General features: G+C 64.6%; 8 protein-coding genes. 3 read left to right on the plus strand and 5 right to left on the minus strand.

Translation table 11 applies throughout. From position 1 onward, the window contains the following. Positions 1-44: 44 nt before the first annotated feature. Genes NKH70_RS22025 through NKH70_RS22035 form a run of 3 tightly spaced genes read right to left on the minus strand, consistent with a single transcriptional unit; the run spans position 45 to position 2,733 of the window. Positions 45-896: an ABC transporter permease gene (locus tag NKH70_RS22025; protein ID WP_352978429.1), complete on the minus strand. Its 852-nt coding sequence runs from the start codon at positions 894-896 to the stop codon at positions 45-47. Continuing rightward, positions 883-1,725 carry an ABC transporter ATP-binding protein gene (locus tag NKH70_RS22030; RefSeq protein ID WP_352978430.1) on the minus strand — a complete coding sequence of 281 codons (843 nt, stop codon included), beginning with the start codon at positions 1,723-1,725 and terminating at the stop codon, positions 883-885. Before NKH70_RS22030 ends, NKH70_RS22025 begins: the two co-directional genes overlap by 14 nt. A 3-nt stretch (positions 1,726-1,728) precedes the next feature. Beyond that, complete coding sequence (locus NKH70_RS22035) at positions 1,729-2,733, minus strand: ABC transporter substrate-binding protein (protein WP_352978431.1); 1,005 nt, start codon at positions 2,731-2,733, stop codon at positions 1,729-1,731. A 277-nt stretch (positions 2,734-3,010) separates the two neighbouring features. Here NKH70_RS22035 and NKH70_RS22040 point away from each other — a divergent pair, with 277 nt between their 5' ends. Beyond that, positions 3,011-3,394, plus strand: coding sequence for a RidA family protein (locus tag NKH70_RS22040; RefSeq protein ID WP_292662997.1), 384 nt, complete (start codon positions 3,011-3,013; stop codon positions 3,392-3,394). Positions 3,395-3,504: 110 nt separating this feature from the next. Then, the gene (locus NKH70_RS22045) at positions 3,505-4,308 is read left to right on the plus strand and encodes a creatininase family protein (protein ID WP_353025988.1); all 804 of its coding nucleotides are present in this window, start codon (positions 3,505-3,507) and stop codon (positions 4,306-4,308) included. On the opposite strand, the gene NKH70_RS22050 is transcribed toward NKH70_RS22045, so the two are convergent. Further along, positions 4,309-4,818 (minus strand): tyrosine phosphatase family protein, encoded by a 510-nt coding sequence (locus NKH70_RS22050; protein WP_352719740.1) that lies wholly within the window; start codon positions 4,816-4,818, stop codon positions 4,309-4,311. It abuts the gene before it with no gap. Continuing rightward, complete coding sequence (cobD, locus tag NKH70_RS22055; RefSeq protein ID WP_353025989.1) at positions 4,815-5,873, minus strand: threonine-phosphate decarboxylase CobD; 1,059 nt, start codon at positions 5,871-5,873, stop codon at positions 4,815-4,817. The genes NKH70_RS22050 and cobD overlap by 4 nt, the downstream gene beginning before the upstream one ends. On the opposite strand from cobD, the gene cbiB reads away from it, so the two are divergent. After that, on the plus strand, positions 5,872-6,843 hold the full coding sequence (gene cbiB, locus NKH70_RS22060) for an adenosylcobinamide-phosphate synthase CbiB (RefSeq protein WP_352978433.1): 972 nt from the start codon (positions 5,872-5,874) through the stop codon (positions 6,841-6,843). The two genes, cobD and cbiB, sit on opposite strands and share 2 nt — an antisense overlap. Positions 6,844-6,969: the final 126 nt, after the last annotated feature.

Genomic DNA, 6,969 nt, shown 5'->3' on the forward strand with positions numbered 1-6,969 from the left:
GAGATGTCCGGCAGGACAGAGGGGGGTGCTGGCGCTGCCCACCATCACCGCTCCTGCCTCAGCGCGCTCTCGTGCCAGCGCCGCAAAATGAGATGCGAAATCAGCGACAGCACCAGGAAGATCAGGATGCCGGTGAGCGAAATCAGGATCAGCGCCGCGAACAGCCTTGGCGCGTTGAGCCGGTAGCCGGCCTCGATGATGCGCGAGGCGAGGCCGGACGACTGGCCGGTGGCGCCGGCGACGAACTCGGCCACCACCGCGCCGATCAGAGACAGGCCGCCGGCGATCTTCAGCCCGCCGAGGAAATAAGGCATCGCCGCCGGCAGCCGCAGATAGCGCAATTGCTGCCAGCGGGTGGCGCCGTTGAGCTTGAACAAATCGCGCAGATTGCGGTCGACGGAATTGAGGCCGAGCGTGGTGTTGGAGAGGATCGGGAAGAAGGCGACGATCCAGGCGCAAAGCAAAAGCTTCGTCGTCTGGTTGTCGACATAGATGTTGATCAGCGGAAAGATCGCGACGATCGGCGTCACCTGCAGCACGATGGCGAAGGGAAAGAACGACATCTCCACCCATTTCGACTGCGCGAACAGCACCGCCAGCCCGACGCCGCCGACCACGGCGAGAAGCAGGCTCAAGAAGGTGATCCTGAGCGTCACCAGCAGCGAGGAGAACAGCAGCCCGGCATCGTCATGCAGCGTCTGCAGCACCACGCCGGGACGCGGCAGGATGTATTTCGGGATGTCGTTCCAAACGCAGACGCGGTCCCACAGCCAGATCGCCAGGATCATGATCGCCAGCGGCAGCAGCCATCTGCCGATGCGCTCGAAGCGCTCCTGGCGGACGCGACGCGCCTCCTCCGGGTCGAGCGCCAGCACTTGTTCTTCAATGGCCGTCATGATGCGGTCCGGCAGTTGAGTTGATGGCGCCGATCAGCACGTCGGATGCCTGGCGGCAGAGCGCGGCATAGTCGGGCGAGGTGCGAAACGCCTCGTCGCGCGGATAGGATGCATCGACGGCAAGCTCGGCGAATACCCGGCCCGGCCGCGCCGCCATGACGACGACGCGGTTGGAGAGGAAAACGCTTTCGAAGACGCTGTGGGTGACGAAAACGACGGTAAAGCGCTCATCCTGCCATAGCTCCAGAAGGTCGTTGTTGAGCTTGAAGCGGGTGATCTCGTCGAGTGCCGCGAACGGCTCGTCCATCAACAGAATGCGCGGCTTGGTCACCATGGCCCGGGCAATCGAGACGCGCATCTTCATGCCGCCCGACAATTCGCGCGGCACGGCATTCTCGAAGCCGGTCAGGTGAACCCGCGCCAGCATCTCCATCACCGCCGGCGCCGCCTTGGCCCGCGATACGCCCCTCAGCCGCAGCGGCAGCCAGACATTGTCGAAGACGTCGGCCCAGGGCAGCAGCGTCGGCTCCTGGAAGACGAAGCCGATATTCGAACGGTCGCCGATATTCGAACGATCGCGGGCGCCGCTGCCGCGCCAGTCGAGCACGCCCGAGGTCGGCGTCGACAGGCCGGCAATCAGCCGCAGCGCCGTCGATTTGCCGCAGCCCGACGGTCCGAGCAGGCTGAGGAAATCGCCTTCCCGGATCGTCAGCTCGACATTGCTGAGCGCGGTGACGCCGTTGGAAAACACCTTGCCGACGCCACGCAGCGCCAACAGCGTCGGCCCCGGTACACTTCCTGGCTGTTGCGCCACTTTCTCCAGCTTCACGGCCTACTTCTTCAGGTCGAGCCCGACGCTCTTGTTGACGAAGGAAAGCGTGTAGGCCTTCTTGATGTCGACGCCCGCCGGCGCGACCTTGGCCTTGACCATCTTGTCGTAGAAACTCTGGATGCGTGCGTCGGTCATGGCGCCGATGCCGAGCTTTTCGCTGTCGCCGGAATCGACCACGCCGAATTTCTTCAGCTGCTCGATCGAGAAGGCGATCTGCTCATCCGTCATGTCCGGATTTTCCTTCTTGATCATCTCGTTGGCGGCCTTGTTATCGCCGTAGAGATAATTGTACCAGCCCTTGGCCGAGCCATCGACGAAGCACTGGACCACCTCGGGCCGCTTGTCGATCGTCTCCTGCATGGTCTCGACCGTCGTTGCATATGTGTCCCAGCCATAGTCGGCCAGCAGAAACTGGTTCGGCGTGAAACCGCCCTGCTTCTGGACGGCGAATGGCTCCGAGGTGACGTAACCCTGCTGGATCGACTTCTTGTTGGCGATGAACGGCGCCGGGTTGAAAGTGTACGGCACGCGTTTTGCGGCATCGAAACCCAGGTCGGTGACCATCCACTGGAAGAAGGTCTGGGCACCTTCGTCGCCGAGGATGTACTGGTCGGCGTTCTTCAGGTCTTCCCATTTGTCCAGCCCCTGCCCGGGATGGGACATGATGACCTGCGGGTCCTTCTGGAAGTCCGCGGCCACGACGAGCATCGGTATGCCCTGCTGCACGGCATCGAAGGCCGACAGCAGATTGCCGCCCATGTAGAAATCGATTTTACCTGCGAGCAGTAGCGGCCGGCCGCTGACCTGTGGGCCGCCCTGCATGATCGTCACGTCGATGCCGCAGGCGGCATAGGTACCATCCACCACGGCCTGGTAGTAGCCGCCATGCTCCGGCTCGGCCAGCCAGTTGGTGCCGAAGGTGACTTTTTCGTTCGCTGCCGCGGCAAGCGTACCTGCGCCAAGCAGCACGATCACGCCCGCCGAAATCTTGAGTCTTCCGTACATCCACACCACCCTTTGTTCGCTCCGGCGCATCACGCGCCGGGCTAGACACCATTGTTTCAAGAAGCAAGACACATGCCACCGGCGCGTTGCGTCGGGACCGCCCGCTTGTGCAATGCCCGCCTGTGCAATGGCGGCGCGAAGGCCGGACGGGTCATGCTGTACGAAAGGCATCGTGCCTATTTTTTGATCGCCTGTCCACAATCGCCCTCGTGACATGCAGCGCCATCTTGATGCCCGCCTACATCCAGCTTTACGCTGACGAGAACCGGAGATTGCCATGTTCAAATTTCTCACGCCGAAGTCGATCAAGCCGCCCTTCGCCCGCTACAGCCACGGCGTCGAGCTGCCGCCCGGCAAACGGCTGGTGCTGTGTTCGGGCCAGGTCGCCATCACAGCGGACGACCAGATCCCCGAGGAGCCCGGCGCACAGGCCGAGCTCTGTTTCCAGAACATAGCGGCGATTCTCGGCGAGGCCGGGCTCGGCCTGTCCGACATCGTCCGCATCAATGCCTATGTCACCGACCGCGCGTTCCTGCGGCCCTATATGGAGGTTCGCGACCGGCTGTTCGCCAGCCCGGCGCCGGCCTCGACGCTGATGATCGTGTCCGGCTTTGCACGGCCGGAATTCAAGGTCGAGATCGAGGTCATCGCGGCGGGATGAGCAGCGCTGGCCAGCGGCTGGAATCGACAGGCCGATGATCTCAAGTTACACGACAAAGGTTGGCGCCGCCCCTCATCAAGCGCGCATTCAGTCTCTCTTTGAGGTTCAAAATGGCCGGGACAAAAAAACGCGTATGGTGGGGTGACTACCGGACCACCGAATACGCGACCATCGATCCGGAGGCGACCATTGCCGTTCTGCCGCTGGCAGCGATCGAACAGCACGGGCCCCATCTGCCGGTTTCGACCGACACCTCGATCATGAACGGCATGCTCGACACGGTGATCGCCCGCCTGCCCGGCGATCTCGACATCCGCATCCTGCCGGTGCAGGCGATAGGCAAGTCGAACGAGCATTTGCATGCGCCCGGCACCCTCACTTTGCCGGCGACGACCTTGGTCGAAGCATGGACCGAACTCGGCCTGTCGGTCGCGCGCGCCGGCATCCGAAAACTGGTCGTCGTCAACTCGCATGGCGGCAATGAGGAGATCATGGGCATTATCACCCGCGAATTGCGCGTGCGGGCAAAGATGCTGGCGGTAAAGACCAGCTGGCAGCGTTTTGGCCGGCCGGCCGGCATGTACACCGACCTCGAAGACCGCCACGGCATCCATGGCGGCGACGTCGAGACCTCGCTGATGCTGCATTTCCGGCCCGACCTCGTCGATATGGCCAAGGCCGACAATTTCGTGTCCAAGGTCGCCCGCGCCGAAAAGGAATTTTCGCTGCTGCGCCACACCGGAACGCACGCCTTCGCCTGGATCGCCAGCGATCTCAACCCGAATGGTGTGGTCGGCGACGCCAGCATTGCCACCGCCGAAAAAGGCCGGCTCACCGCCGAACATCAGGCCGACGGCTTCATCGGCCTGCTGAGGGACGTGCGCAAGGCAAAGCTGGCGGATTGGCTGACGTAATCAAGCGTCGATCTTCAGCGCAAAAGGCGTGCCCTCAAACGCTTCGGCGCCGCGCCCGATCGCCTCGATGGCGCGGCTCATGCGGCCGTCGCGCTCGAGCAGTGCGTCGGCAATGGCGATCAGCCGCGGATTGGGCGTCGCCGTGGGCGACAGCGCGCGCAGCGTCTCGGCCAACTCGGCCTCGTCGCGCTTCGGCGCCAGCGCTGCCGCGATGATGTAGGCCGAGGCAGTCGAGCGGCTGATGCCGGCATAGCAATGCACCACCAGCGGCCGCGAGCGGTCCCATTGGCGCGCGAAATCGAGCAGGGTCAAGACATGCTCCTCGCCCGGCATGGTCATGCCCTCCTGCGCTACCGCAATGTCATGCATGACCAGATGCAGATGGTTTTCCCTGGTGATCGAGGCCGGCCGCATCACCTCCGTGCCGGCGGCAAGCAGCGAAAGCAGCCGCCCGGCCCCGGTCTTCGTTACCGTTTCCTCGACTTTGGACAGCGAGCAGACATGGATCATTGGGTCGTTTCTCCCTTGGCATCATCGTCGCGCCGCGAGGCCCAGCCGGCAAGCGCGGATTCGAGCCGCCGCCATTCTTCGTCGGCTCCCGGCAGGCCGGCGCGCAGCACATCCGGACGGTCGGCGAAATGCCGAAGCAGGATGCCGCGCTGGCCGAGCACCGAAAACAGGCCGGCGGCGTCCGCCAGCCTGATATAGCGGAACAGCGAGGTGCCACCGGCGACAGGCACGCCGAAGCGGCCGAACAGCGTATCGAGCCGTGCGGCATCCTCGGCCAGACAGCGCCGCATCCCGGCCTGCCAGCCGGTATCGGCAAGCGCCCTTATGCCATATTCGAGCGCCGGCCCGGCAACAGCCCATGGCCCGAATTGCGCCTCCAGCCGCTCGACCGTCAGCGCGTCGGCCAGTGCAAAGCCAAGCCGCAGGCCGGCCAGGCCGAAGAACTTGCCGAACGAGCGCAGCACGACGATGCCGCCCTGGTCGACGTCGCCGGCCAGGCTTTCGCTGCGCGGGCCGACATCCATGAAGGCCTCGTCGACCACCAGCAGCCCGCCTCTGGCACGCAAATTTGCGGCAAGTCGAAGCAATCTTTCGCGCTCGACGACGCGCCCGTCCGGATTGTTGGGATTGACGACGACGGCAAGGTCGGCCGCCGCCAAGGCTTCGAAATCATCGACTTCGGCCGCCGCATGGCCGGCGATCGCTGCTGCCCGCCGATGCTCGGCATAAGTCGGCCCGAGCACCAGCGCCGTGCCCGGGCTGACCAGCGAAGCGACGGGCGGCAACAGGATCTGCGTGCCGGGCGCAGCCGCGACGTTCGCCGCCGACGGCGCGCCATAGGCGCTTGCCGCGACTTCGGCCAAGTCACGGGCACGCGCTGCTTCCGGCAATCGCGACAGGGCGGTGGCGGGCAAATCGAAAAGCGGGTAGGAGTGCGGATTGATCCCGGTCGAGAGGTCGACGAAAGGCAGCGGCGCGTGAGGGAAAAGCGCCCTCGCCCGGCCAAGGCTTCCGCCGTGGTCCACTGCCGCCGTCACTCCATCAAGAGACTTCATGTCGATCCTGATCACTTTCCTGTCGCTGGCCATCGAACTTGTACTCGGCTACCCGGCCCGGCTCTTCGATGCCATTGGCCATCCCGTCACCTGGTTCGGCAGGCTGATATCCTTTCTCGACCGCAGGCTCAACCGCGCCACTGATTCCGACGCCCACCGTCGCCGCTGGGGCGTCCTCGCGCTGCTGGTGATCGTGCTGGTGCCGGCCGCCCTCGCCCTCTGGCTCGAAACCTTGCTTTGGAGCATTCCCCTCGGCTTGTTGGTCACCGCAATCCTGGCGACGTCGCTGCTGTCGCAGAAGAGCCTGGCCGAGCATGTCGAAGCGGTGGCCGACGCCCTCGACAGCGGCGGACTGGACATGGGCCGCATTGCCGTCTCGCGGATCGTCGGCCGCGACCCGGAAAAGCTCGACAGGGCCGCTGTCTGCCGCGCCGCGATCGAAAGCCTGGCCGAGAATTTCTCCGACGGTGTCGTCGCACCGGCCTTCTGGATCGGCATTGGCGGGCTCGCCGGCGGCGTCGCCTACAAGGCCGCCAACACCGCCGATTCGATGATCGGCCACCGCACCCCGCGCCACGAAGCCTTCGGCTGGGCGTCGGCGCGCTTCGACGACTGGATCAACCTGCCGGCGTCGCGGCTATCGGCGCTTCTGATCGTACTCGCCGCTTTCCTGGTCAAGGGCGCCGACGCCAAAGCCGCCTGGCACGCCGTGCGGCGCGATGCGAAAAAGCACCGCTCGCCCAATGCCGGCTGGTCGGAAGCAGCGATGGCCGGCGCGCTCGGCCTGGCGCTCGCCGGCCCCCGTTCCTACGATGGCGTCATGGTCGAAGACGCATTGATGGGCGAAGGCGGCCGGCGCGACGACGTCGAGAGCACCGACATCCGGCGGGCGCTGAAACTCTACCGCGTCGCCGACTTGCTGCTGATTGCGCTGTTCGGGGTGGTCGCAGTGGTTGTCATACTGGCGTGACCTGCGCTCGAGATCGAGCGCAAACAGAAAACCCGCCATGCGGCGGGTCGTTGGAGCCAATTAGCACCATAACCAAATTAGTAGCATAGCTGCCGGCACAAAGCAAGAACAAAGTTGCTCCTTCAG

It is taken from the genome of Mesorhizobium sp. M0991 (genome assembly GCF_040318915.1).
Classification (GTDB): Bacteria; Pseudomonadota; Alphaproteobacteria; order Rhizobiales; family Rhizobiaceae; genus Mesorhizobium.

Coding starts and splice junctions, on each gene's coding strand:
- NKH70_RS22035 (WP_352978431.1), bottom strand. CDS start 2,733: ATGTACGGAAGACTCAAGATTTCGGCGGGCGTGATCGTGCTGCTTGGC.
- NKH70_RS22025 (WP_352978429.1), bottom strand. CDS start 896: ATGACGGCCATTGAAGAACAAGTGCTGGCGCTCGACCCGGAGGAGGCG.
- NKH70_RS22045 (WP_353025988.1), top strand. CDS start 3,505: ATGGCCGGGACAAAAAAACGCGTATGGTGGGGTGACTACCGGACCACC.
- cbiB (WP_352978433.1), top strand. CDS start 5,872: ATGTCGATCCTGATCACTTTCCTGTCGCTGGCCATCGAACTTGTACTC.
- NKH70_RS22050 (WP_352719740.1), bottom strand. CDS start 4,818: ATGATCCATGTCTGCTCGCTGTCCAAAGTCGAGGAAACGGTAACGAAG.
- NKH70_RS22040 (WP_292662997.1), top strand. CDS start 3,011: ATGTTCAAATTTCTCACGCCGAAGTCGATCAAGCCGCCCTTCGCCCGC.
- cobD (WP_353025989.1), bottom strand. CDS start 5,873: ATGAAGTCTCTTGATGGAGTGACGGCGGCAGTGGACCACGGCGGAAGC.